Origin of the sequence: Rhizobium sp. B21/90 (genome assembly GCF_019355815.1) — a bacterium.
Classification (GTDB): Bacteria; Pseudomonadota; Alphaproteobacteria; order Rhizobiales; family Rhizobiaceae; genus Rhizobium; species Rhizobium rhododendri.
Map to the genome: position 1 here is coordinate 134314 of NZ_CP072162.1, position 20875 is coordinate 155188.

A 20875-nucleotide genomic window follows, 5' to 3' on the forward strand; every position below is an offset into this window, starting at 1 on the left:
CATGGGGGTCTGGATCGATACCGACATGGGCTTCGACGACATCGCCGCCATTCTGGTGGTGGCGCATTCGGGGCTTGAGATCGACGGCGTCTCGCTGATCATGGGGAATACCCCGCTCGACCAGGTGAGAGCCAACGCAGCCAGTGCGGCGGCATTTTTCGGTTGGCGCTTTCAAATCCACAGCGGGCGGGCGATGCCGGTACTATGCCAGCTGGAAACAGCCGAGGCGATCCTTGGCTCAAGCGGAATTCCCACGCTGGGAAGGACGCTGCCGGCAGCAGAGCGGCTGCCTCCGGGCAATGCCTTTGCCGCGCTTTGCCAATGGCTTGAGACCAACCAGGGTCCCTGCCGGATCCTAGCGCTCGGGCCTCTCACCAATATCGCGGCGCTGGCGCTGGCGCGGCCCGATCTTGCAATCCGCGTGACGGAACTGGTCTGGATGGGCGGTGGCGTTACATCGGGCAATCATACGGCATCGGCCGAATTCAATGCCTTTGCCGATCCTGAGGCGCTCGCTATCGTCCTTGCCCACGGCCTGCCGCTGCGCATGGTCGATCTCGATATCTGTCGCAAGGTGATCGCAACCCCGGAGGACGTCGATGCTCTTCGTCTGGTAGCCAGCGAAAAAGCCACGTTGCTGGCCGATCTTCTTGGCGGCTACGTGACGATTGGAACCAGCCGCGGCCGTGCCGGCATGGCGCTCTACGATCCGACCGCTGCTGCCATCTTCGTTGCGCCAGATATCGCCGACTTTCGACCTGCCCGCATCGATGTGGAGTTGCAGGGATCCCACACGCGGGGACGGACGGTCGTGGAAACGCGCGCCTCGCGTGGCATTTTCAACGCACATTATGTGGCCGGGATCGATGCAGCCAGGGCTCGCGTCATCGTCATGCGTGCCCTTGCCGACGAGGCAAGCCGATGACCGAAACTCGCGCGCGCGATCCCGCAGACCTCAACCATCCGGCTCTCAGGGCCCGTGCCTCCTCCGCAGCGCGGGGCGATACATCGTTTGATGTGCTGATTACCGGCGGTCGACTCGTCAACATGGTCACAGGGCAAATCGACAACTGCGATATCGGACTGACGGGAGCCCTGATTGCCAGCGTGCATCCGGCTGGCAGCAGAACCGACGCGAGCGAAATCATCGATGCGGCCGGCGCATTCCTGTCGCCGGGGCTCATCGACACGCATATGCACATCGAAAGCTCGATGATCACGCCTGCGGCCTATGCGGAATGCGTCATGCCGCGCGGCGTTACGACAATTGTCTGGGATCCCCATGAATTCGGCAATGTCCACGGGCTGGCAGCCGTGCGCTGGGCTGTGGAGGCCACGCGGCCCCTGCCTTTGCGAGTGATCACCCTTGCGCCTTCCAGCGTTCCCTCGGCACCGGGACTGGAATGCGCCGGCGCGGACTTCGACGCGGCCGTGATTGCCGAGATCCTGTCCTGGCCTGAGATCGGTGGCGTCGCCGAGGTGATGAACATGCGCGGCGTCATCGACGGCGATCCGCGCATGACCGGCATCGTCAACGCCGGTCTCGCTTCAGGCAAGATCGTTGCAGGCCACGCGCGGGGGCTTGAGGGAGCCGATCTCAACGCCTTTATGGCAGCCGGCGTGACATCGGACCATGAGCTCACCTCCGGCGCCGACTTCCTAGCAAAACTCTCGGCCGGAATGACGATCGAACTGCGCGGTTCACATGATTACCTCCTGACGCAATTCGTGAACGAAATCAAAAATCTCGGCCATATGCCGCAGACCATCACGCTATGCACCGACGATGTTTTTCCCGACGAACTCCACCGGGATGGCGGTCTTGACGATGTCGTGCGGCGGCTGGTGCGCGATGGCCTACGTCCAGAGTGGGCTTTGCGCGCAGCAACCCTGAACGCCGCAATGCGCTTGAACCGGCCTGACCTAGGCCTGATTGCCGCCGGTCGTCGAGCCGACATCGTGCTATTCGACGATCTCGAGGATTTCCGGGCAAGGCTTGTCCTCGCCGATGGCAAGCCCGTTGCCCGTAACGGCAAAGCGCTGTTTACAGCGGCGAGGCTCGATCCGGAGCCATTGCGGCATTCCGTCAAGCTGGAACCGCTTTCCGAAGGCGATTTTCGCGTATTGGCGGACGGAGACAGGGTACGCATCGCCACCATAGACCAGCCACGATTTACGGCCTGGGGCGAGATGACTGCCGATGTTGCAGGTGGCTTCGTCGTTCCGCCGCCGGGGACGACCCTGCTCGCGATCGCGCACCGACATGGCCGCGTCGATGACCGGCCGCGAATCGGCTTTCTCACCGGTTGGGGTGAATGGCGAGGTGCTTTCTGTACGACTGTATCGCATGACAGCCACAACCTGACTGTGTTCGGTGGCAATGTGCGCGACATGACGCTGGCTGCAAATGCCGTGATCGCTGCGGGCGGCGGTATGGCGGTGGCCTCGAACGGCAGGCTCGATGCCATCTTGCCGCTACCGCTCTCCGGCCTTGTCAGCGAGGCTGGGCTGGAGGAAATCGCGGCGGGGTTTGGCGCCATACGCAAGGCCATGACGCGGGTTGTCGACTGGAAGCCGCCCTATCTGGTGTTCAAGGCGTGTTTCGGCGCGGCGCTCGCTTGCAACATCGGGCCGCACCAGACCGACCGTGGCATTGCCGACGTGACAACCGGCCAGCTGCTGGAAAGTCCGGTTCTCTGAGAGAGTTGTCGGCCTAACCTTTGCCATGCCTAAAGCGTGGCAAAGACATGGGCGCTACCGCGCACGGTCACCTCGACCGCGCTGCCAATGGCGGGAAGGCCTATCCCGGAGCATTTGACCATCAGTGTGGAGCCGCCGTTCTGTTCGGCGAGACGCAGGGTGACGGTGCAAAGCGCGCCGCCGAACTCGATGTCGTCCACGGTTCCCCGGCATCCCGTTCCGTCCGGCGCGCCTTCGGCAAGGGAGAGATGAAGCTGCTCGGGGCGCAACATGATTTCGGATCGGCCACTTTGCGCTGGCGCGTCCGTTACGATCCGGCCCAGCACGCAATCGGCAAAGCCCCCTTCGAGATCGGCAGGCAAAAGCAATGCATCTCCGAGAAACGTTGCCGTTTCACGATCGACAGGGCGGAGGTAAAGCGACTGGGGCGGGCCGGCCTGGACCAGTTGTCCACCGCGCAACACGGCAACCTGATCTGCGAAAGACAAGGCCTCGGCCTGATCGTGGGTAACGAGAATTGCGGTGATACCGGCCGTCTGTAAAACTCTCGCTACGGCCTTGCGCATGTTTTCGCGAAGCCCGGTGTCGAGTGCCGAAAAGGGCTCGTCGAGCAGCATCAGCTTCGGCTTGCGGGCAAGTGCGCGGGCCAGTGCGACACGCTGCTGTTGGCCGCCGGACAGCTGATGCGGGCGTCTGTCGAGCATAGCATGATCGAGCTCGACCATATCCACGAGGTCGCGAATGATCTTGCTGCGATCAGCGACGCTGCGCTCGATGCCGAAGCCGATGTTTTCGGCAACGCTCAGATGTGGAAATAGAGCGCCGTCCTGGGAGACTATGCCAATGCCACGACGATGCGCCGGCACGATGGAAGGTCCATCGGCCAGTGTCTCGCCCTGCAAGACGACGCGGCCATGATCCGGCTGTTCGAACCCCGCGATGATACGCAGCAGGGTTGTCTTGCCGGAGCCCGACGGGCCGACGATAGCGGTGCGGCTGCCAACTTCCACCTGCAGGTCGATGCTGTCGAGCGCCAGGACGGGGCCGTAGCGCTTGCTGATATCTTGGATCGTCAGGAAGGTCATTGCCCGGCCGTTCGCTTGGATTGCATGTGAAGAAGAAGGGTGAGCGGCAACGACAGGACGACCATCATCAGGGCATAAGGGGCAGCCGAGACATAGTCGATCTCGCTGGTCAGCGACCAGAATTTTGTCGCCAGCGTTACGGTGCCGTTTGGCGAGAGCATCAGCGTTGCAGTCAGCTCGTTGGTGATGCCGAGCGCGACAAGTGCAACGCTTGCCGCGGCGCCGGGGGCCGCAAGCCGCATGGTAATCTGGCGGACCGCCTGACCTGGCGTGCGGCCAAGGGCCATGGCTGCCCGCTCCAATTCGACCGGCGCCTGGGCGATGCTGGCCCTGAGGCCGACCATGGCACGCGGCAGAAACAGTAGCATGTAGGCAACCAGCAGCGTCGCAAATGTCTGATAGAGCGGCAGGATCATTCGCACGGTGATCGAGACGAGCGCCAGCGCCACGACAACGCCCGGCAGCGAGCCCACATAATAGTGGCAGGCTTCGAGCAGCCGTTGCAGCCTGCCCGGCGCACGCACGGAGAGCCAGGCCATCGGCGCTGCAGCGACCGTTGCCAGGATGCCGCCGGCGATTGCCAGCACCATTGTCTGCGCGAAAGCCGATCCGAGCATATCCATCCGCCAGATGTCAGCGCCGCCGATCACCAGCCAGCGCGCCAGCGTCACGAAGGGCACGCCCAGAGCCAGCGCTGCGGTGATGACCGGCAACAGGATGCAGGGGAGCGCGAGGCGGCCGAGACGGCGGCAATCTGCCGGACGGGCGGCACCGGAGCCGACACGGGCGTAGCGTTCATTGCCGCGGATCAGCGCATCGAGGCCAAGCATCAGCAGGCAGCACAGCACCAGCACGCCGCCGAGCATATTGGCGGCCGGGCTGTTGTAGGCAGACTGGAACTGGTCGACGATGGCGGTCGCGAACGTATCGAAGCGGATCATGATGAACAGGCCGTATTCGGCCAGGAGATGGAGGCCGATCAACAGAGAGCCGCCGCAAATCGCCAGTCGCAGCTGCGGCAGTACGGCGCGGAAAAAGACACGCCAGGGGCCCAGCCCGAGAGAGGCGGCCGCATCTTCGATGGCCGGATCGAGACGGCGCAAGGCGGCTGCGACCGGGAGGTAGAGAAATGGATAGTAGGCGAGAACCGAAACAAGCACGCCGCTCGACAGGCCACGCATACCGGGAACCAGGCTGACCCAGGCGTAGCTGTGTACGAAGGCAGGAACTGCGAGCGGTGCTGCCGAGAGCCACGACCATATCCGCGCGCCGAAAATGTCGGTGCGTTCGGTAAGCCAGGCGAGCGTGACCGCAAGGATGATGCAGAGCGGCAGCGTGCAGACTTCGAGCAGCACAGTGTTGATCAGCAGCTCGCCGACGCGATTTCGAAAGACCAGCGCGATCACCTGCTGCCAGCCGGTCTGGATAGTAATCCAGACTATGAAGCCTAGCGGCAGGAGGCTGAGCAACGACACGAGGGCAGCAACAACGAAAACCGGCACGTTCGGCACGCGGCCGCGAGATGCCGCCGGCCGTGTCAGGCGCAGGGCATCGGCCGGATAGCCGGGTGCGGCTTGGCTGTTCTTTTGCAGCATGACGGCTGCCCTCATTTCTGAATACAGCACGGCAACCGCCAGTGGGCGATTGCCGATGATAATGCGTGACGCTGTTGCCAAGGCCCTAGCAGGGCAGGCGAGCCTTGCGCAAGAGGTATCAGATGAGGCCGGCGGCCGTCATCAGATCGGTCACCTTCTTGCTGTTCAGCTTGGACGGCTCGATCTTGGGGGCCTGCAACTCGGCAAGCGGCACCAGCTTGGGATTGGACTGCGCACCGTTGCCAACCGCATACTCGAATGAATTGCCATCGCGCAGCACCGTCTGGCCACCCTTGCCGGTGATCCACTTGATGAAGGCCTGGGCTTCTTTCTGATGCTGGCTGGAGGCAAGCACAGCGCCGCCGGAAATGCTGACGAACGCGCCCGGATCCTGGTTCTTGAAGTAATGCAGGGCGACATTCTTGCTGTTTTCGCCGGTCTTCGCCTGATCGCCGAACCAGTAATAGTGATAGATCAGCGCGCCTTCGATCTCGCCGGCATTGACGGCTTTCATCGCAACGCTGTTACCCTTGTAGCTCGTTGCATTCTCTTTCAGCGCCTTCAGCCATTTGGCGGTCTCCGCCTCGCCCTTCAATTCCAGAAAGGCGCTGACGATTGCCTGGAAATCCGCGCCGCCCGGCGAGGCGCCCCAGCGTCCCTTCCACTTCGGATCGGCAAGATCCATCATGGATTTCGGCAGATCGGCTTCCTTCAGCTTCGTCTTGTCATAGGCAAAGACGGTGGTCCGGGCGGCAACGCCCGTCCATTTGCCGTCTGCCGCCTTGAAGGTCTCAGGAAGCTGGGCCAGCGTATCCGCGTCGATCGGGGCGAAAAGGCCGGCGGCATCGACCAGGACCATCGCCGGGGAATTTTCGGTCAGGAACACGTCGGCTGGCGATGCTGCGCCTTCCTCGATGATCTGATTGGCGAACTGCATGTCGCTGCCATTGCGAACCGTAACCTTGATGCCGGTGTCTTTGGTGAACCCTTCGGCCCATGCCTGGGTCAGTGTCTCATGCTGGGCATTGTAGACGACGATGCCATCATCCTGCGCGTGCGCCAGGGAAACAGCCAACGGGCCTGCTGCGGTAGCGCAGGCAAGTGTCAGGCCGGCAAAAAATGAGCGGGAAAACTTCATGGCATCCTCGATTGGGTGGGCGGACAGATTTCTCCCCCAGCCCTATATTTAACATGAGTAGCCATTTCAAGTTTAGACGATGCGGGCAGGGTCACAAAATATTGAAAATGGCATCCGAATGCTGCTTTGGGCCCCGATCTTGAGATCTTCCGGACTTGCAGCCTTCTTCCCTGCCTAAAATCCGATTGCACTCAAATCAGTTGAATGCTACCGATAAGCATGAAAACTAATTTGAAGAGTTTATGGGCCGAGTTCGCCCCGCTTCTGCTCGTCTCCGGGCGCGGCTGGCGGCGGGCTCTCAACATCATGCTGGTGGAACACAATCTGTCGGACGCGACTGCCGCACCGCTGATCACCCTTCTTCGGCTGGGCGACCGCATTCCTCAGGGCGTACTGGCCGACAGGGTTGGAATAGAAGGCCCGACGCTGGTGCGCGTGCTCGATGGACTGGAAAGCGACGGCCTGATCTGCCGCGTACCCGACGATACGGATCGTCGCATCAAGCTGGTGGAACTGACCCCAGCCGGAAAAATCGTCGCCGAACGCTGTGAGAAATGTGCCGCGAAGCTGCGTGAAACGATGCTCGGCGACATTCCACCAGAGCAGATGCTGGCGGCGCTCGACGTCCTCAGGATCATTTCCACAAAGGCTTCTTCCTTTACCGGGGCATCCGACGATGACCAGTAATGCAAGCCGTTTTCCGGAGCTGGGCGACGTCGTCTTTTCGCTGAAGACCTTTATCGCGGCGATGCTGGCGTTGGCGATTGCCCTCTGTTTCGACCTTCAGAATCCCTACTGGGCTGTGGGCACTGTCTATATCGTTTCGCATCCCCTGTCGGGTGCAAGCACGTCGAAGGCCGTCTATCGCCTGCTCGGGACGGCGATCGGCGGCACAATGACCGTCATCCTGCTTCCCAATCTGGTCAATTCACCCGAAGTCCTGACGCTCGCCATCTCCTTGTGGATGGGGCTCTGTCTCGCCTTAGCGCTGCTCGACCGGACACCGCGCAGCTATGTCTTCATGCTTGCCGGCTATACGACGGCGCTGACGGCATTTCCGATCGTTGCAACGCCGGAGATTGCCTTCACCTACGCGGCGGCCCGGGTCATCGAGATTGCAGTGGCTATCGTCTGCGCGGCGGTTGTCAGCCGCGTGCTTTTGCCCCGCCACGCCGGCCCTGTCCTTGCCACGCGCATCGATGCCTGGCTGAAGGACGGCGCGGCCCTTGCCCTCGGAACACTCCGTGGCCGCTACAGCGATCCCGCCAACACAGCGCTGGTCGGACGCCTTTCAGCCGATGCCGTCGATCTGCATGCGTTCACGACCCATGTTTCCTACGACACCTCCAGCCATCGAGACATGGTGGACTGCGCTCGCGCGCTGCAACGCCGCATGATCGTGCTGCTTCCCGTGACCTCCGGTCTTGCAGACGTGCTCGCTACCCTGTCGCGTGTGACCACATATACGCCGGCCATGATCCGGCTGATCGATGCTGTGTCCGACTGGCTCGAGAGCGGCCAGCCACTCTCGCCCGACCAGCGGCAGACTTTTCTGACGCTGATGGAGGAGGCGGAAAACGACACTGACGACCGGCCGCCCTGGGCCCAACTGCTGGTCCAGAATGTCGTCGCGCGCATGCGGGATCTCATCCAGATCTGGAGCGACTGCATCGACCTCAAGTCGGACATCGCCTCGGGATCGCGGCACGCCTTGAGATGGAACCGCTTCGGCCCGTCGCTCGATACACAGCCGATGCACAAGGACTACGGCATGGCGATCTATTCGGCACTCGTGGCGATGCTTTCGACCTGCATTGCGACCGCCGCCTGGATCCTCACAGGCTGGCCGCAGGGAAGTACGGCGGCGATGATGGCCGGCGTCATCTGCTGCTTGTTTGCCGCCATGGACGATCCGACACCGGCAATCCGGGGCTTCATCACGGCGAGCCTTGCCGCCGTCGTGGCAGCCTTCGTCCTCGAGTTCGGCGTATTCCCGATGGTCTACAGCTACTGGGCGCTCTCGGCCGCGCTCGGCCTCTTCCTCATTCCTGCCGGTGTCCTGATGGCGAAGCCGAAGACGATGCTTCTCGGCCTCGGCTTCGGCGTCAACCTGCCGAACATGCTGTCGCTACAGGGACGACTGAGCCTCGACCTGCAGACATTTCTCAACTCGAATACGGCTTTGATTATCGGGCTCGTCATTGCCTGCTGCACGACAGCACTGGTGCGCAGCGTTGGAGCGGAGTGGAGCGCCCGCCGCCTTCTCCAAGCCGGCTGGGCGGACATAGCCGCTGCGACACGGCGGCAAAAGGACGGTGATGTTACCGGGCTCCTGCATCGCATGGTCGATCGCCTCGGCCTTGCAGCGCCACGTCTTGCCTCATTGCCGGCAAGCGCCGCATTGACGCCGAACGATGTCCTGAAGGATCTGCGCAACGGCCTTAATACGGTCGACCTGCAGCGGCTCAGGCCGTCGCTGTCGGCAACCGACAGCGCGGCCGTGGATGCTGTCCTCGTCTCGGTGGCGGACCACTACCGGGCGAAGCGAGATGCAGCAGACGATCCATCCGGCAACCTTCTGGCAACGCTCGATCGCTCGCTCGCCATCCTCGGCGCAGACGCGATATCGACGGAAGCCGCCGGCGCCCGGCGTGCGATGACCGGGCTGCGATACAACCTCTTTCCCGACGCACCGATCTTTGCGGCCAACGAAAACCGGGCCGCCCCGGATGTGACCACAGCGGAGAAAGCGGCATGAGACCGGAGGTCGACATTTACGGGGTCTATATCCCGACACTGGGCGCGATGGCCGTCATCGCCTTCTTTATTAACGCAATCCTCAGGCGGGCGCTGGCAACAACCGGCTTCTATCGCCTCGTCTGGCATCGGCCGTTGTTCGATACCGCCCTCTATTTCTGCCTGCTCGGCGCCCTCGTGCTGACAATCAATCGGATACCCCTATGAAGTTCCTGGCATTTTCAGGTCGTTTCCTGCTCACCGCCGTTGTCGTCGTTCTGGCTGGCGTCCTTGGGTGGCACCTCTGGGATTATTATATGAACGCGCCCTGGACGCGGGATGGCAAGGTACGCGCCGACGTCGTGCGGGTGGCTGCCGATGTCTCGGGCTTCGTGACCGAGGTCGACGTCAAGGACAACCAGAGCATCAAGAAGGGCGATGTTATCTTCCGCATCGACCAGGCGCGCTTCTCGCTTGCCCTGCGGCAGGCCGAAGCGCAAATCACCAGTGCTCAGGCGGCGCTCGGCATGGCCAAGAGCGACCTCGAACTCTACCAGCGCCTTGGCGACGGGTCGGTAACGCGCCAGAAGATCCAACAGACGCAGGCCACCGTCGCACAGGATCAGGCCGCGCTGGAGGAAGCGGTGGTCAGCCGCGACACCGCACAGCTGAATATCGACCGCTCGACCGTGCGGGCACCCGTCAACGGGATTCTCAGCAACTTCTCGCTCCAGCCTGGCAACTATGTGACCGCCGGGAGTGCCGTCACCGCGCTGATCGACGCAGATTCCTATTACATCGATGGCTATTTCGAGGAAAACAAGCTGGATCGGATCAAGGTCGGCGATGGCGCCGTCGTGCATCTGATGGGAACGAAGGACGCCCTGAAGGGCCGCGTTGTCGGCATCGCGGGAGGCATCGAGGACCGGGAGCGCACGGAAACGAGCAGCCTGCTGGCCAACGTCACGCCGACCTTCACCTGGGTTCGCCTCGCCCAGCGCGTGCCGGTGCGCGTCGCCCTCTCGGACGTGCCTGCAGGCACTGCGCTGGTGGCGGGACGAACTGCTAGCGTGACGATCACACCCTAAGCTGCGACCAGCAGAGAAATACCGCGGCATCTCTGACGCCGCGGCCTTTGCAATTAGCCAGTACCTATCAGGTATCCAGCGTTTCCAGGCGGCGGCTGAACGCCAGGGCAGCGAGCGTGCAGAGCGCGCCGGACAGCAGGTAGTAGCCGGCAAATGCAATGCCGAACTGGCTGGACAGGCTGAGCGCCACGAAGGGCGCAAAGCCGGCGCCGATCAGCCAGGAGAGGTCCGAGGTGATTGCAGCGCCCGTGTAGCGGTAGGTTTGGCGGAAGCGCGAGGCGAGAGCACCGGCCGCCTGGCCGAAGGACAAGCCGAGCAATGAGTAGCCGATGATGACGAAGGTGTAGCGGCCGGTCTGGCCACCATCGAGCAGGTGCGGGGCGATAAAGCTGAAGATCGCGATCAGCACTGCGCAGACGGCCAGTTGTCCGCGACGACCGATGCGATCGGCAATCAGCCCGGAACAGACGATGCCGACAATGGCAAAGATCGCTCCGACGAACTCGACCATCAGGAAGGAGGCCGGCGCCTGCTCGCTGTAAAGCGTCACCCAGCCGAGCGGGAAGACCGTCATCAGGTGAAACAGCGCGAAACTTGCGAGCGGTGCAAAGGCACCGATGACGACATCGCGTCCATGAGCACTCAGCATGTCGACGACCTTGGTTGCTTCAAGCTCGTGCCGCTCCAGCAGCGAGCCGAACTCCGGCGTCGCCACCAGCCGCAACCGGGCAAACAACGCAACGACATTGACGGCGAAAGCGCAGAAGAACGGATAGCGCCAGCCCCAGGAAAGGAAATCCTCGGTCGACAGGCTGAAGACGAAATAGGCAAACAGCGCGCTGGCAATCATGAAGCCGATGGGGGCTCCAAGCTGGGGGATCATCGCATACCAGCCACGGCGATTGGCTGGCGCATTCAGCGCAAGCAGCGATGCCAAGCCATCCCAGGCTCCCCCCAACGCAAGACCTTGGCCGATGCGAAATGCGGCCAGCAGCCAGATGGCCGCGACGCCGATCTCATCATAGCCGGACAGGAAGCTGATGGAGACAGTCGATCCTCCGAGCAGGAAAAGCGCGATCGTCAGCTTCACGCCGCGCCCGTAGGTCCGATCGACCGCCATGAAGATGACCGAGCCGATTGGTCGGGCAATGAAGGCCAGCGAGAAAATGAGGAACGAATAAAGCGTGCCTTGCAGGGCATCGGCGAACGGAAAGAACAGCTTCGGAAAGACCAGCACCGAGGCGATGCCGTAGATGAAGAAATCGAAGAATTCAGACGTGCGACCAATGATCACTCCGATGGCGATATTGCCGGCCGCGACTGGTCTGTCCGAGTGTATCTTGCGGGCATCCCGCTCCAGTCCGGATGATGTCGGTTCTGCGCTCACATGCGTAAAATTAGCCATAGTGAAACCTCCCTGCCCCTGGGCTCGCTCCTCCACGAACTCGCCCCGAAAGCGATGTTCGGCCTAACTCTGCCCGTTATCAAGTCAGAAACTGCTAATCTGATCATCGAGACGTTAAAATCGCACGATTTACGCCATTTCGAAGATCCAGAGGCTTTGTTTCGACCAACCGATGGAGATTTGTCACGGGTGGGATATATTCACTTCCGAGAAACGCTTTCGGCATGTAAATCTGTCTGGATTTCTCGACCTTTTGCCGGTAGGTGCAATACCGACGTTGCCGCGACGCAGTAAGCTTGCTGCGCTGCGACGAAACACCTCATATCGTTCATGACCTCCGTCAATTAAGTCACGGCAGTGTCGAAACAAAAAGAGCTTGCGACGTGCACAGAGCATCGAAAATCTTCAGCCGTTTATCCGCCCTTTCCATGCTGGTCCTGCTAGCGGGCTGTAACATGGTGGTCATGGCGCCATCCGGCGACATCGCCGTTCAGCAGCGCGACCTCATCGTGATTTCCACGGTGCTGATGCTCCTCATCATCATTCCGGTGATCTTCCTGATCTTCTTTTTCGGCTGGAAATACCGTCAGTCGAACACGGATGCCAAGTATGATCCCGATTGGCATCATTCGACGCGTCTCGAGGTCATGATCTGGTCGGCTCCGCTGGTGATCATCATCGCTCTTGGCGCCGTCACGTGGATCAGCACCCATAAGCTCGACCCTTACCGGCCGCTAGACCGCATTGACAGCGCAACGCCGCTTGCCAAGGACGTGAAGCCGATGACCGTCGAGGTCGTGGCGCTCGACTGGAAATGGCTGTTCTTCTACCCTGACCTCGGAATTGCGACAGTCAACGAGCTGGCAGCACCGGTCAATACGCCAATCAACTTCAAGATCACGTCCGGCACGGTCATGAACTCGTTTTACATCCCGGCGCTGGCTGGCCAGATCTACGCCATGGCGGGAATGGAAACGAAACTGCACGCCGTGATCAACAAGCCGGGCGAATTCGAGGGCATCTCCGCCAACTACAGCGGCGCTGGCTTCTCGAACATGCGCTTCAAATTCCATGGCCTCGACCAGGCGGCTTTCGACCAATGGGTCCAGAAGGCCAAGAGCGAAGGCAAGGCGCTGGATACGACCAGCTACGCCGAGCTCGCCAAGCCGAGCATCAAGGACCCGGTTCAGTACTTTTCCTCTGTTGGCGACGGTCTCTACAATTCCATCCTCAACATGTGCGCTACTCCCGGCAAAATGTGCATGAACGAGATGATGCATATCGATGCCAGCGGTGGTGCGGGTAAGGAAAGCCATGAAAACCGCGAAAAACTGATTCACGACAATCGCGATGCCGCCAATGACGTCGCGCCGGCCACTATGGACCACGGCGACACATCGATGCCGGGCATGGACATGGGCAACAGTTCCGCCGCCCCTGCCACGCCGAGCAAATGATCTCCGTGACTGCGTATTCAGAACAAGACATTCATAAGGACAGAGGCAATCCATGTTCTCAAACCCGGACCTCTTGAAGTTCATCTTCGGTCGACTGACCCTCGACTCGATCCCCTATCACGAACCGATCCTGATCGTGACGTTCATCGTCGTGGCAATCGGCGGCGCCACCGTTCTAGGCTTGCTGACCTACTTCAAGCTGTGGGGCTATCTGTGGAACGAATGGTTCACCAGCATCGACCACAAGAAGATCGGCATCATGTACATGGTGCTCGCGATCATCATGCTGTTGCGTGGCTTCTCAGATGCCCTCCTGATGCGCACGCAGCAGGCAATGGCATTCAACGGATCCGAAGGCTATCTGCCGCCGCATCACTACGACCAGATCTTTACCGCGCACGGCGTGAGCATGATCTTTTTCGTGGCAATGCCGCTGGTAACCGGCCTGATGAACTTTGCGGTTCCGCTCCAGATCGGCGCGCGCGACGTGTCGTTCCCGTTCCTGAACAACTTCAGCTTCTGGATGACCACGGCCGGCTCAATGCTGATCATGATCTCGTTGTTCATCGGCGAGTTCGCACGTACTGGCTGGCTGGCCTACCCGCCGCTGTCGGAAAGCGCCTATAGTCCCGATGTCGGTGTCGATTACTATATCTGGGGTCTGCAAATCGCGGGTATTGGTACCCTTTTGTCGGGCGTCAACCTGATTGCCACCATCGTCAAGATGCGTGCGCCGGGCATGACCATGATGAAGATGCCAATCTTCACCTGGACGGCTCTCTGCACCAACGTCCTGATCGTCGCCGCCTTCCCGGTACTGACCGCCGTTCTCGCCCTGCTGTCGCTCGACCGCTACGCCGGAACAAACTTCTTTACCAATGACCTCGGCGGCAACCCGATGATGTATGTCAACCTCATCTGGATCTGGGGTCACCCGGAAGTTTACATCCTCATCCTGCCGGCATTCGGCGTGTTTTCGGAAGTCGTTGCGACATTCTGCAGCAAGCGCCTGTTTGGTTACGCGTCGATGGTCTACGCCACCGTCGTCATCACCATCCTTTCCTACCTCGTCTGGCTGCACCACTTCTTCACGATGGGCTCGGGCGCCAGCGTAAACTCGTTCTTCGGCATCACCACGATGATCATCTCGATCCCGACAGGGGCGAAGATCTTCAACTGGCTCTTCACCATGTATCGTGGTCGCATTCGCTTCGAGGTTCCGATGCTGTGGGCCATGGGCTTCATGGTGACCTTCGTCATCGGTGGCATGACGGGCGTCATGCTCGCAGTTCCGCCGGCCGACTTCGTGCTGCACAACTCGCTGTTCCTCATCGCCCACTTCCATAATGTCATCATTGGCGGCGTGGTGTTCGGCGCGTTCGCAGGCATTAACTACTGGTTCCCGAAGGCATTCGGCTTCAAGCTCGATCCGTTCTGGGGCAAGATGTCCTTCTGGTTCTGGCTGGTCGGCTTCTACTTCGCCTTCATGCCGCTCTACATCCTTGGCCTAATGGGCGTCACCCGCCGCCTCAGCCAGTTCGAGGATCCGTCGCTGCAGATCTACTTCGTTATTGCAGCCTTCGGTGCCGGCCTGATTGCCATCGGTATTGCTTCGTTCCTGATCCAGATCTTCGTCAGCATCAAGAACCGCGAAGCTCTTGCCGACTTCACAGGCGACCCCTGGGGCGGTCGTACCCTGGAATGGTCGACTTCGTCGCCACCCCCGAGCTACAACTTCGCCCTCACCCCGATCGTTTACGATCACGACTCGTGGTGGGACATGAAGGCTCGCGGTCATGTTCGTCCGACGGAAGGCTTCCTGCCGATCCACATGCCGAAAAGCACGAGCGCCGGCATTATCCTCGGTATCCTCAGCATCGTCTTCGGTTTCGGCATGGTGTGGCATATCTGGTGGATGGCAGCACTTGGCTTCGTCGCCATGGTGGTCGTTACTATCGCCCATACCTTCAACTACAAGCGTGACTTCTACATTCCGGTCGAAGAAGTGATCAGAACCGAAAACGCGCGGACCAAGCTGCTTGCAGAACGGGTATAAGACAATGACAGCAATGCATGCAGACGCTGCCGCAAATGGCAAAACGCCTGCCTTCTACCTGAAGGAAGAGCACCACCCGGAAGAGAGCACGATGCTCGGCTTCTGGATCTACATCATGAGCGACTGCCTGATCTTCGCAGTGCTCTTCGCAACCTACGCCGTGCTCGGCCGCTCCTATGCGGCCGGCCCTTCGCCAGCCGACCTGTTCGAGCTGTCGACCGTGGCGATCAATACCACGATGCTGCTGCTCTCCTCGATCACGTATGGCTTTGCCATGCTGAGCATGGAGAAGAACAACACCCGGTCGACCCTGCTGTGGCTGGGGATCACCGGCCTCTTCGGGATCGCCTTCGTTGCGCTCGAGCTCAACGAATTCTACCACCTGATCCTCGAGGGTGCCGGCCCGCAGCGCAGTGCATTCCTGTCGGCATTCTTCACGCTTGTCGGCACCCACGGACTGCACGTCACCTGCGGTATCGTCTGGCTCGTCACCCTCATGGTTCAGGTCGCCAAACATGGCCTTATCCACGAGAACAAGCGCCGCCTGATGTGCCTCAGCATGTTCTGGCACTTCCTCGACGTCGTCTGGATCGGCGTTTTCTCCTTCGTCTATCTCATGGGGGTTCTCGGATGAGCTCGAACACGCACACTCCACACACTGCAGGCAGCGATCACGGACACGCGACACACGGGCACGATGGCCATGGCCATGGCGGGCACGAAGCGGCTCACGGTACGTTCAAGAGCTACATGACCGGGTTTGTCCTCTCGGTAATCCTGACCGTCATCCCGTTCTGGCTGGTGATGGCAAAGGTCATCGAAAGCCCGGTAACGACCGCCGGCATCGTCATGGCACTCGGCGCCGTACAGATCGTCGTCCACATGGTCTATTTCCTGCACATGAACACCAAGTCTGAAGGCGGCTGGAACGCACTGGCGCTGACTTTCACCGTGGTGATCGTCGTGATTGCGCTCAGCGGTTCGCTCTGGGTCATGCACAACCTAAACGTCAACATGATGCCGATGTCCCCGGACATGATGCGCAACATGCCGTAAAGCACTGCCGGGCGGTCCAGGATCGCCCGGCCTCTCCGGCTTGAGCACCTGCTCGCCGGTTACGCGCCTCCGATGGAGCCTCGCGCCATGACACCTGTTTCCGCGCCCCCTTCGACGTCCCACCGGTCAAGATTTGCCTTGGTAATGTGGGTTATCTGCCTGCTGCTGTTGACTGCTGTCTTCATCGGGCTTGGAACCTGGCAGGTTAAACGGCTGCACTGGAAGCTGGACCTGATTGCCCGCGTCGATGCTCGGGTGCACGCTCCGCCGCAGCCCGCACCCGGCCCTTCGACATGGTCTTCGATAAACGCCAATGACGACGAATATCGCCATGTACGCATTGCCGGAACCTTGATGAACGACAAGGAGACCCAGGTCTACGCGGTGACGAACCTCGGTCCCGGTTTCTGGGTGCTGGCCCCGATGAAATCCGCGGACGGAACGATAACTTGGATCAATCGTGGCTTCGTTCCGACGGACAAGCGCAATCCGAAAACGAGGCCGGAAGGAGAAATCTCGACACCCACCACCATCACCGGCCTTCTGCGCATCAACGAACCGAAGGGCACTTTGCTGCGGTCGAACGTGCCGCAAGACGAGCGCTGGTATTCCCGCGACGTGGCGGCGATGGCCGCTGCCCGGGGCCTGACGGACGTTGCGCCCTATTTCATCGATGCGGATTCCGAGCCCAATCCAGGCGGATTACCCGTCGGCGGGCTGACACAGATCGTTTTCCCGAACAGCCATCTGGTCTATGCCTTCACGTGGTTCGGGATGGCGATCATGTCGTTCGGCATGACCGGCTATCTTGTTTTCCTCGAACGCAAACGGAAGATATCGTGAAAAAAGGGACTGCCATCTCGCAACGGCAATCCCTTTTTAACGGTGGACTTTACCAGCGGGGCGGTGGAGGACGGCCCCAGTCTCCATCGCCTCCGCCATACTCGTCCCAATGATGGTGATGATGCGGGGCCCAGCGGTCGCGGTCCCAGAAAGGCGGCGGACCGCGACGCCATTCATTCGGCCGGCATTCGCCATTCCACGATTCGTGCCATCCCCGACCGCAGGCGTAATCGACTTGAACGATCGGCGCGTTATCCGTGTTGAACGTAGACGGGCCAACGGGCATTGCCTGGGCTGCGGAGACGGCGAGACCCGTCCAAACTACGGCGGAAGCTATCAAAGAGTATCGCATATCTGATGACCTTTCGTTCGAACCATCCCCGGTAAATTACGCTTCCGCGCCTTAACCGGGACTGAATTGAACGAGAGCTTTCCGTTCATCGAACACGACCTATCGATAGGTCGCCTGTTCGATCAGACGCTCTTCGGAGCTGCCTTCTTCACCTTTTCGACAGGCTCCAGCTTGGCGTCTTCGGCTTCCTTCAACAGGCGCTGCTCCTTGAGGCGCGCGGTTTTGCGCAAACGCGCGGCGGACTCCTCGTGGGCGATGGTGCGAAAGGGAGGCGCATCGGCGGCGTTCTTATCGCGCTTGCCGGTCTTGTCCGTCTTGAAAAATGAGTCTTTTGCAGTTTTCGGCATGCCGCGTGTCCTTCGTTGATGTGAGTTGGAGCGGCGGGCGAATACGCGTCGTCATCACCTGATGGAACAATGACGCCGCATTCGTCTGTCATAGAAAGAAGGCTAACCGATCGAGGCAAGCCGGAGATGGTCGGGACGAAGGCTCCGCTCGGAAGCCATTATTGAAACGTTGAAAACAATGACGGCAGTTCGCTGAACCAATGTCTTCGAACCATCTCTATAACATTATAGATAGGCCATTGGCCCCGCCGTGGCAAGGCAGGGCGCGGTGCGCAAACCTGCCTGATACTACCTTCAGGCAGTGGGACGACGGTATCCCGTCGGCTGCTCGTAGAGCCAGCCGATCCGCTCCACGGCGTCGGCGAAGTTCTCGCGGGCAACCGTCATCGTAAGGCCGTTGGCATGGATGATCGTCTCGGCATCCTCCATGATTGCGACGTGCCCTTTCCAGAACACGAGGTCGCCGCGGCGAAGGTCGCCCCGCTCGATCGGTTCGCCGAGGCCAGCCGCCTGCATGTCGGCATCGCGGGGCGCAGCTTTACCCACCATGGCCATCGCCAACTGGACCAGCCCGGAGCAATCGATGCCCAGCCCGGAGCGGCCGCCCCAGAGATAGGGCGTCTCGATAAAGCGGCCAGCGACGGTGACGTAGTCACTTTCTACCGCGTCGCCGATCGGTCGTACATGCTTGGCATAGAGCGCAGTACCATCGTCCAGAACGACGTATCGATTTCCCCGAACTTCCGCCTCCTCCGTCACGCAGACCCGGCTTCCCATGGACAACACGGCGACGTGCGGCTTGCGAAGCTCCGGCTTCGGATAAAGCGGGCTGCGTTGGGGCCAGACGACATGCGTCGGATTGGCTCCGGCGACCGACAGGGCATCCTCCGGCAGATAGCCGACATACCCGTCAGACGCTGCCTTTACCCAGCACCACCCGTCCTTGCGCTCGAACACAGTCACCGCCTCGCCGCGTAGAAATTCAGTGTCGATGCCCGCCGCCATGTCCGCCCTGGGACGCAGGCCGATGACCGGTACGCTGATCAGCGCCGGGTTTCCGGTGACAAAGCGCTCGGCATTCACCATCCCCTCGAGCGCAATGTCGGCGAGATCCGGACGATAGGCATTGAGGCGGCGGTCAAGTTTCATCTTTTTATCCTTCAGGAGGTGAGCCGGCGGCTCTGGCCGATGACCAGATCGCCGAGTTTTTCCAGATAAAGCGCGCCCGTGACTGTGCGCTTGATGATGACATTGCGGCGATCCTTGGCGTCCCGCACGCGGTCGACAAGGCCCATCGCCCCCATCGTATCGAGGGCGCGGGTGATGACCGGCTTGCTGACACCCAAAGTCGCCGCCAGTCCACGAACCGTGTGGGGCGGCGGCACCAGATAGATCTGCAGCAGGATCGCCATCTGTCGCAAGGTGAGATCCCGCTTGTCGAGATGAACCTGCTCCATGGTAACGCCATGCCACAGCCCCAATGCCTGGGAAGCGGTCAGTTCAAGGGACAAGACGCACTCCGGGGTCCGTTACGCAGCCGTTTCATTGTCCTGCGAGTTCGTGACCATTTCAAGAGGCGTTTCCGGATCCCGCCCCTTACCGGACTTTCTGCCGTATATAATGGTAAAGGGCTCGGATAGCCTGTGCCTCGCCGCCGCCCGGCGAATGCGGGCGCTCGCTTGGTGCCCAGCCATAGATATCGAGATGCGCCCAGCTTTTGGTATTGGTGACGAAGCGCTTGAGAAACAGTGCGGCCGTGATGGCGCCTGCCATGCCGCCGGCCGGAGCATTGGTGATATCGGCAAACTTGGTCCGGATATCCTTGTCGTAGCCCATGTAGAGCGGCATCCGCCACAGGGGATCGTCCGTCTCCAGGCTTGCTTCGGCGAGGTCGTCTGCAAGGCCTTCGTCATCGGTAAAGAGCGGCGGCAGGTCGGGGCCGAGTGCGACGCGCGCAGCCCCCGTCAATGTGGCCATGTCGATCATGAGATCGGGCGACTCCTCATCGGCGTAGGCCAGTGCGTCGGCCAGGATGAGGCGGCCTTCCGCATCGGTATTGTCGATCTGGACAGTCAGGCCCTTGCGGCTCTTGTAAATGTCGCCGGGTCGGAAAGCGTTGGCGGAAATCGAATTTTCAACAACCGGTATGATGACGCGCAGGTCGACCTTGAGTTTTGCATCCATGATCATCAGCGCCAGACCGAGGATATTGGCGGCACCGCCCATGTCCTTCTTCATCAGAAGCATCGAGGCGGACGGCTTGATGTCAAGGCCGCCGGTATCGAAGCACACGCCCTTGCCGACGAGCGTGATGCGACGATGGCCTTTCTTCCCCCAGCGCAGCTCAAGTAACCGCGGCGCGTCGGCGCTGGCGCGGCCGACGACATGGACCAGCGGAAAGTTCTGCGTCAGCAGGTCGTCGCCTGTAATGACGGTGCATTGAGCATTGTAGTGGGCGGCGAGCGCCCGGAAGACTTCTTCCAGATGGCCCGGGCCCATATCGTTGGTGGGCGTGTTGATCAGATCGCGGGCAAGAAACACACCCGCCAGCTGCCGCCTGATATCGGCAGCATCGGCATCACGCGGGATCATCAGCGTCGGTGCAACCGTCTTGTCCGCCTTGTAGCGGTCGAAACGATAGCTGCCGAGGCCGAATCCCAGTGCCAGCCGATGGGCGGTAAGCGGGGCGGTCTCGATGTGCCAGTCGCCGGGCGGCAGCGAGCGGGCAAGACGGCCGGTGAGATAGGGCTGTTCCGAGGGGTTGGCCCCGAGGCCGAACAAGGCGCCGCCGAGGTGCCCCTCCTCCGTCGGGATAAGTAGCAAAGTGCCGCTATCCGCCTTGTAGCCGGTCTTTCGAGCCCAATCGAGAGCGATAGGATCGATGGTGCCTGTTTCGATATGCGCGGGCGTGACTGCGAAGACCGGGAGGGTCTTGCCACCCTTGGTATTAAAGGGTGTGGCTCGGTCGATATACTGGTAGGGGGCCATGATGATCCTTCGATCCGCCTGAGTCGGTA

20 protein-coding genes are annotated in these 20875 nt (G+C 60.9%); 11 read left to right on the forward strand and 9 right to left on the reverse strand.

What is annotated here, in order from left to right; genetic code table 11:
- Position 1 precedes the first annotated feature (1 nt).
- Together J5278_RS00610 and J5278_RS00615 are read left to right on the forward strand one after the other, a co-directional pair.
- The gene (locus J5278_RS00610; protein WP_209182350.1) at positions 2–925 is read left to right on the forward strand and encodes a nucleoside hydrolase; all 924 of its coding nucleotides are present in this window, start codon (positions 2–4) and stop codon (positions 923–925) included.
- Complete coding sequence (locus tag J5278_RS00615) at positions 922–2700, forward strand: adenine deaminase (protein ID WP_209182348.1); 1779 nt, start codon at positions 922–924, stop codon at positions 2698–2700. Before J5278_RS00610 ends, J5278_RS00615 begins: the two co-directional genes overlap by 4 nt.
- Before the next feature lie 29 nt (positions 2701–2729).
- Here the strand turns inward: J5278_RS00615 and J5278_RS00620 are convergent, their stop codons facing one another.
- From J5278_RS00620 to J5278_RS00630, 3 genes are all read right to left on the reverse strand, one after another.
- Positions 2730–3785 (reverse strand): ABC transporter ATP-binding protein, encoded by a 1056-nt coding sequence (locus J5278_RS00620; protein WP_209182346.1) that lies wholly within the window; start codon positions 3783–3785, stop codon positions 2730–2732.
- The gene (locus J5278_RS00625; RefSeq protein ID WP_209182339.1) at positions 3782–5380 is read right to left on the reverse strand and encodes an iron ABC transporter permease; all 1599 of its coding nucleotides are present in this window, start codon (positions 5378–5380) and stop codon (positions 3782–3784) included. Before J5278_RS00625 ends, J5278_RS00620 begins: the two co-directional genes overlap by 4 nt.
- 118 nt (positions 5381–5498) lie before the next feature.
- A complete protein-coding gene (locus J5278_RS00630) occupies positions 5499–6518 on the reverse strand; it encodes an iron ABC transporter substrate-binding protein (protein ID WP_142830039.1) in 1020 nt (339 codons plus the stop codon).
- Positions 6519–6749: 231 nt separating this feature from the next.
- Between J5278_RS00630 and J5278_RS00635 the strand changes: the two genes are divergently transcribed.
- From J5278_RS00635 to J5278_RS00650, 4 genes are read left to right on the forward strand one after another with little or no spacing between them, the layout of a single operon-like run.
- Positions 6750–7205 (forward strand): MarR family winged helix-turn-helix transcriptional regulator, encoded by a 456-nt coding sequence (locus J5278_RS00635; protein ID WP_202617167.1) that lies wholly within the window; start codon positions 6750–6752, stop codon positions 7203–7205.
- Positions 7195–9276 carry an FUSC family protein gene (locus J5278_RS00640; RefSeq protein ID WP_209182337.1) on the forward strand — a complete coding sequence of 694 codons (2082 nt, stop codon included), beginning with the start codon at positions 7195–7197 and terminating at the stop codon, positions 9274–9276. Before J5278_RS00635 ends, J5278_RS00640 begins: the two co-directional genes overlap by 11 nt.
- Positions 9273–9482 (forward strand): DUF1656 domain-containing protein, encoded by a 210-nt coding sequence (locus J5278_RS00645; protein ID WP_209182335.1) that lies wholly within the window; start codon positions 9273–9275, stop codon positions 9480–9482. Before J5278_RS00640 ends, J5278_RS00645 begins: the two co-directional genes overlap by 4 nt.
- Positions 9479–10342 (forward strand): HlyD family secretion protein, encoded by an 864-nt coding sequence (locus J5278_RS00650; protein WP_209182333.1) that lies wholly within the window; start codon positions 9479–9481, stop codon positions 10340–10342. Before J5278_RS00645 ends, J5278_RS00650 begins: the two co-directional genes overlap by 4 nt.
- Before the next feature lie 67 nt (positions 10343–10409).
- Here the strand turns inward: J5278_RS00650 and J5278_RS00655 are convergent, their stop codons facing one another.
- Positions 10410–11747, reverse strand: a complete 1338-nt coding sequence (locus J5278_RS00655) for an MFS transporter (protein ID WP_142830030.1) — start codon at positions 11745–11747, stop codon at positions 10410–10412.
- 428 nt (positions 11748–12175) lie between these two features.
- Between J5278_RS00655 and cyoA the strand changes: the two genes are divergently transcribed.
- From cyoA to J5278_RS00680, 5 genes are all read left to right on the forward strand, one after another.
- Positions 12176–13204 (forward strand): ubiquinol oxidase subunit II, encoded by a 1029-nt coding sequence (gene cyoA / locus J5278_RS00660; RefSeq protein ID WP_209182447.1) that lies wholly within the window; start codon positions 12176–12178, stop codon positions 13202–13204.
- A 52-nt stretch (positions 13205–13256) separates the two neighbouring features.
- Positions 13257–15260: a cytochrome o ubiquinol oxidase subunit I gene (gene cyoB, locus J5278_RS00665; RefSeq protein WP_219258297.1), complete on the forward strand. Its 2004-nt coding sequence runs from the start codon at positions 13257–13259 to the stop codon at positions 15258–15260.
- Between the two features lie 4 nt (positions 15261–15264).
- Positions 15265–15894, forward strand: coding sequence for a cytochrome o ubiquinol oxidase subunit III (cyoC, locus tag J5278_RS00670; RefSeq protein WP_209182330.1), 630 nt, complete (start codon positions 15265–15267; stop codon positions 15892–15894).
- Positions 15891–16316 carry a cytochrome o ubiquinol oxidase subunit IV gene (gene cyoD, locus J5278_RS00675; RefSeq protein WP_142830023.1) on the forward strand — a complete coding sequence of 142 codons (426 nt, stop codon included), beginning with the start codon at positions 15891–15893 and terminating at the stop codon, positions 16314–16316. Before cyoC ends, cyoD begins: the two co-directional genes overlap by 4 nt.
- 87 nt (positions 16317–16403) lie before the next feature.
- On the forward strand, positions 16404–17159 hold the full coding sequence (locus J5278_RS00680; protein WP_209182328.1) for an SURF1 family protein: 756 nt from the start codon (positions 16404–16406) through the stop codon (positions 17157–17159).
- 49 nt (positions 17160–17208) lie between these two features.
- Here J5278_RS00680 and J5278_RS31560 read toward each other — a convergent pair whose 3' ends face one another.
- The 5 genes from J5278_RS31560 to J5278_RS00700 all read right to left on the reverse strand — a co-directional run bounded on the left by J5278_RS31560 (position 17209) and on the right by J5278_RS00700 (position 20846).
- Positions 17209–17511: a GCG_CRPN prefix-to-repeats domain-containing protein gene (locus tag J5278_RS31560; RefSeq protein ID WP_374108247.1), complete on the reverse strand. Its 303-nt coding sequence runs from the start codon at positions 17509–17511 to the stop codon at positions 17209–17211.
- A gap of 122 nt (positions 17512–17633) precedes the next feature.
- Positions 17634–17858, reverse strand: a complete 225-nt coding sequence (locus J5278_RS00685; protein WP_142830017.1) for a hypothetical protein — start codon at positions 17856–17858, stop codon at positions 17634–17636.
- A 294-nt stretch (positions 17859–18152) separates the two neighbouring features.
- Positions 18153–19007, reverse strand: coding sequence for an NlpC/P60 family protein (locus J5278_RS00690; RefSeq protein WP_209182327.1), 855 nt, complete (start codon positions 19005–19007; stop codon positions 18153–18155).
- 11 nt (positions 19008–19018) lie between these two features.
- On the reverse strand, positions 19019–19369 hold the full coding sequence (locus J5278_RS00695) for a MarR family winged helix-turn-helix transcriptional regulator (RefSeq protein ID WP_209182319.1): 351 nt from the start codon (positions 19367–19369) through the stop codon (positions 19019–19021).
- Positions 19370–19454: 85 nt separating this feature from the next.
- The gene (locus tag J5278_RS00700; RefSeq protein ID WP_209182318.1) at positions 19455–20846 is read right to left on the reverse strand and encodes a M17 family metallopeptidase; all 1392 of its coding nucleotides are present in this window, start codon (positions 20844–20846) and stop codon (positions 19455–19457) included.
- Positions 20847–20875: the final 29 nt, after the last annotated feature.

Bases quoted from the DNA above. Each gene is read 5' to 3' on its own strand.
- J5278_RS00610 (WP_209182350.1), top strand. From the start codon at position 2: ATGGGGGTCTGGATCGATACCGACATGGGCTTCGACGACATCGCCGCC.
- J5278_RS00615 (WP_209182348.1), top strand. From the start codon at position 922: ATGACCGAAACTCGCGCGCGCGATCCCGCAGACCTCAACCATCCGGCT.
- J5278_RS00620 (WP_209182346.1), bottom strand. From the start codon at position 3,785: ATGACCTTCCTGACGATCCAAGATATCAGCAAGCGCTACGGCCCCGTC.
- J5278_RS00625 (WP_209182339.1), bottom strand. From the start codon at position 5,380: ATGCTGCAAAAGAACAGCCAAGCCGCACCCGGCTATCCGGCCGATGCC.
- J5278_RS00630 (WP_142830039.1), bottom strand. From the start codon at position 6,518: ATGAAGTTTTCCCGCTCATTTTTTGCCGGCCTGACACTTGCCTGCGCT.
- J5278_RS00640 (WP_209182337.1), top strand. From the start codon at position 7,195: ATGACCAGTAATGCAAGCCGTTTTCCGGAGCTGGGCGACGTCGTCTTT.
- J5278_RS00645 (WP_209182335.1), top strand. From the start codon at position 9,273: ATGAGACCGGAGGTCGACATTTACGGGGTCTATATCCCGACACTGGGC.
- J5278_RS00650 (WP_209182333.1), top strand. From the start codon at position 9,479: ATGAAGTTCCTGGCATTTTCAGGTCGTTTCCTGCTCACCGCCGTTGTC.
- J5278_RS00655 (WP_142830030.1), bottom strand. From the start codon at position 11,747: ATGGCTAATTTTACGCATGTGAGCGCAGAACCGACATCATCCGGACTG.
- cyoA (WP_209182447.1), top strand. From the start codon at position 12,176: ATGCTGGTCCTGCTAGCGGGCTGTAACATGGTGGTCATGGCGCCATCC.
- cyoB (WP_219258297.1), top strand. From the start codon at position 13,257: ATGTTCTCAAACCCGGACCTCTTGAAGTTCATCTTCGGTCGACTGACC.
- cyoC (WP_209182330.1), top strand. From the start codon at position 15,265: ATGACAGCAATGCATGCAGACGCTGCCGCAAATGGCAAAACGCCTGCC.
- cyoD (WP_142830023.1), top strand. From the start codon at position 15,891: ATGAGCTCGAACACGCACACTCCACACACTGCAGGCAGCGATCACGGA.
- J5278_RS00680 (WP_209182328.1), top strand. From the start codon at position 16,404: ATGACACCTGTTTCCGCGCCCCCTTCGACGTCCCACCGGTCAAGATTT.
- J5278_RS31560 (WP_374108247.1), bottom strand. From the start codon at position 17,511: ATGCGATACTCTTTGATAGCTTCCGCCGTAGTTTGGACGGGTCTCGCC.
- J5278_RS00685 (WP_142830017.1), bottom strand. From the start codon at position 17,858: ATGCCGAAAACTGCAAAAGACTCATTTTTCAAGACGGACAAGACCGGC.
- J5278_RS00690 (WP_209182327.1), bottom strand. From the start codon at position 19,007: ATGAAACTTGACCGCCGCCTCAATGCCTATCGTCCGGATCTCGCCGAC.
- J5278_RS00700 (WP_209182318.1), bottom strand. From the start codon at position 20,846: ATGGCCCCCTACCAGTATATCGACCGAGCCACACCCTTTAATACCAAG.